We start from the raw sequence: 2940 nt of genomic DNA, 5'->3' as shown, positions 1-2940 counted from the left end.
CTTGACGCATCGATTTGGAGGTTTCCTCCGAGTCGATGCGTCGCTCCCGTTCGTTGGCGAAGCCTTCCCGAAGGGAGCTGCGTCGCTTTTTTATTCGGGGGGAACCCTAGACATAAAAACGTCGCTTGTGGGTACCCATAGATTGCAACCGCAGCCATAAAATTGAGAGCGATCTCTTGACCCCTTGAAGGGCGGGCATGAAGCACCGCCCCTACAGATCGAATTAATACGCAGACTTTTTAGATCTAGAAATCACTGTAAATATCTCAACTAATCGATCGACGAGCGAACCTTGAAACATTTAGTTTATATATTACCTTATCTAAATCTAGGTGGTACGGAAAGACAGGCATTAAGTCTGATAAAAGAGTATCAACATCGCTATCGGGTGACATTGCTTGCGCCGACGGGTAAAGGTTTACCGCCTTTTTTAGAACAACAGCTCGATTACTGTGAGTTTACTGCCTGGGAGCGTAACTTCTTTAAAGGATTGCGAGAACTAATTGCGGGAATTAAAGCTGCCCAAAAACGTCAATCGATCGATCTAATTCACATTCATGGCGCACACGAATTGATGATTCCCGTACGGCTGTTGTTTCCCAACTTGCCGATCGTGTTTACCGTGCATGGTTATCATGGAGCCAGTGCGGATGTTAGCTATCGTCTCGCCTGTTTATTTGCCAATTTATGGGCGACACGAGTAATTTCTGTTTGTCAAACCGAGTATGATATTTTAGTCAAGTTTGGCATGAATTCAGGCAAACTAGAGATGATTTATAATGGCGTACCGACACCAACACTCGATCGATCTAAAGTTATATCGCTAGCTAACCAATTCAATTTAGATCCGACAACCCAAACAATTATTGGTACAGCAGCGCGATTAGCTGAAGCCAAAGGATTGACTTACTTATTACAAGCATTCGCGCGAGTAGCTAAAGATAAACTAAACTTGCGATTAGTTATCGCTGGAGTGGGCGATTTAGAACAACAACTCAAACAACAAGCTCAAGATTTAGGAATTGCCGATCGGACGATTTTCGCTGGCTATATCAACGATCTACCAGAATTAATGAGCTTATTTAACTTCTTTGTCTTACCTTCATTGCAAGAAGCTTGTAGCCTAGCCTGTGCCGAAGCAATGTCTCAACAAAAAGCCGCGATCGGGACAACTATTGGTGGTATCGTCGAACAAATTGCCGATGGTAAAACAGGCTTTCTGATTCCATCCAAAGACGTCGATACTTTAGCCGATCGAATGCAATACTTACTCGATCGACCGGAATTAGTCGAAGAATTTGCGCGTAATGGCAAGCAACGGTATGAAGAGTTATTTACACTCGATCGGATGTTGATTAAGACAGAAGATTTATATGCTCGGGTTTTAAATTAAAGCTTGGATTTTGGTGTGTTATCGCGCAAGCGTAACGCACCCTACACTCTACGAAATCTCTCTGCGTCCTCTGCATCCTCTGCACCTCTGCGGTTAAATATGAACAGTTCGGATAAGAAAGTTTTATTCATTAGCAACGGACATGGCGAAGATCTCAATGCCATCCAAATTGTCAAAGCCCTACGACAACACTCACCCAATGTAGAAATTGGCGCAATGCCGATCGTCGGTTATGGGAATGCTTATCGTAACTTAAACGTGAACATTATCGGCCCCACTGAAGCTTTACCATCGGGTGGATTCGTCTATAACGATCGGTTTAAGTTGTTAGAAGATATTCGATCGGGTTTATTTACCCTGCTGTGGCGACAAGTTCGAGCTATTCGTAAATATGGGGATGGATGCGAAGCAATTTTTGCGATCGGCGATGTTGTCGTGTTGCTCGGTGCTTATTTGACAGGCAAACCATATATCTCATTTATGGTATCGAGTTCGGCATATTATGAGGATCGAATGCAGTATCCCAAGCTAACTGAATGGCTGCTCAAATCCGATCGCTGTCAGCAGATTTTTACACGCGATCGATATACAGCCGAACTGTTAAATAAACAGGGTTATGACAAAGCAATCTTTGTCGGTTTTCCCGCGATGGATGCTTTGGAAATTACAGGCAAAGATTTACAATTATCGCCCGATCTGCCGCTAGTTGCCTTATTACCTGGGAGTAGATTACCAGAAGCGGGTACGAATTTACAGTTATTACTAGATTTAGCGATCGCGACAACACCACTATTTCCCGATGGGATTCAGTTTTGCGCTGCCGTTACCCCAAATTTATGTTTGCCAGATGCGAATGGTACGATACCGATCGAACAGGTAGCAGCGGCAAGAGGGTGGGAATATCAGCCGACAGGTTATTTGATTCATCCCAATCTTCAACTCAAAGTACGCTGCATTTATGACGCCTTTGCAGATATTCTCCATCAGTGCGATCTCGTGGCGGGGATGGCTGGTACGGCGATCGAACAAGCTGTCGGTTTGGGCAAACCTATTATTCAAATTCCTGGTGCTGGCCCTCAGTTTACCTATACTTTCGCCGAAGCACAAATGCGTCTGTTGGGTTCCTCGATTCAAACGATCGGTACCAAGCCAGCGACGGCTGAAACTATTACCCAAGCAGCGCAAGCGATCGATCGCACGTTGGCGGATGCAGAATACCTCCAACAATGTCGGGAAAATGGACTAGAGCGGATCGGTGGTGCGGGCGGTGGCGACGCAATGGCGCGGATTTTTGGCGATCGATTTTTAAAAACCGATGTAACCACACGATGAAATATAGCAGTCGCCAAGCTTGTGAGAACACACCCCCGACTTCTTGAAGAAGTCGGGGGTGTAGCAGCACTAATTCGATCGTCATAACTGCTTTGGCTATTGCTAAGACTAAAATCGATTCATCAAGATGTTACTCAAGTTTGGACTTGCAATTCGCCGACTAACTGGGTTAGTTTATCTTCACTGACATGATAGACTTCGCCACAAAAATCGCA

The 2940-nt window shown here is 44.9% G+C and carries 2 protein-coding genes; both read left to right on the top strand.

Going from position 1 to position 2940, the window contains the following annotated elements; genetic code table 11:
- Positions 1–292: 292 nt before the first annotated feature.
- Complete coding sequence (locus tag RMO84_RS20405; protein ID WP_310490270.1) at positions 293–1393, top strand: glycosyltransferase family 4 protein; 1101 nt, start codon at positions 293–295, stop codon at positions 1391–1393.
- A 99-nt stretch (positions 1394–1492) separates the two neighbouring features.
- The gene (locus RMO84_RS20400; RefSeq protein WP_310490269.1) at positions 1493–2725 is read left to right on the top strand and encodes a lipid-A-disaccharide synthase-related protein; all 1233 of its coding nucleotides are present in this window, start codon (positions 1493–1495) and stop codon (positions 2723–2725) included.
- Positions 2726–2940: the final 215 nt, after the last annotated feature.

Source organism: Chamaesiphon sp. VAR_69_metabat_338, from assembly GCF_031423935.1.
GTDB lineage: Bacteria > Cyanobacteriota > Cyanobacteriia > Cyanobacteriales > Chamaesiphonaceae > Chamaesiphon.
Note: the sequence above shows the minus strand (reverse complement) of the source record. Positions and strands in the feature narration are given on the sequence as shown.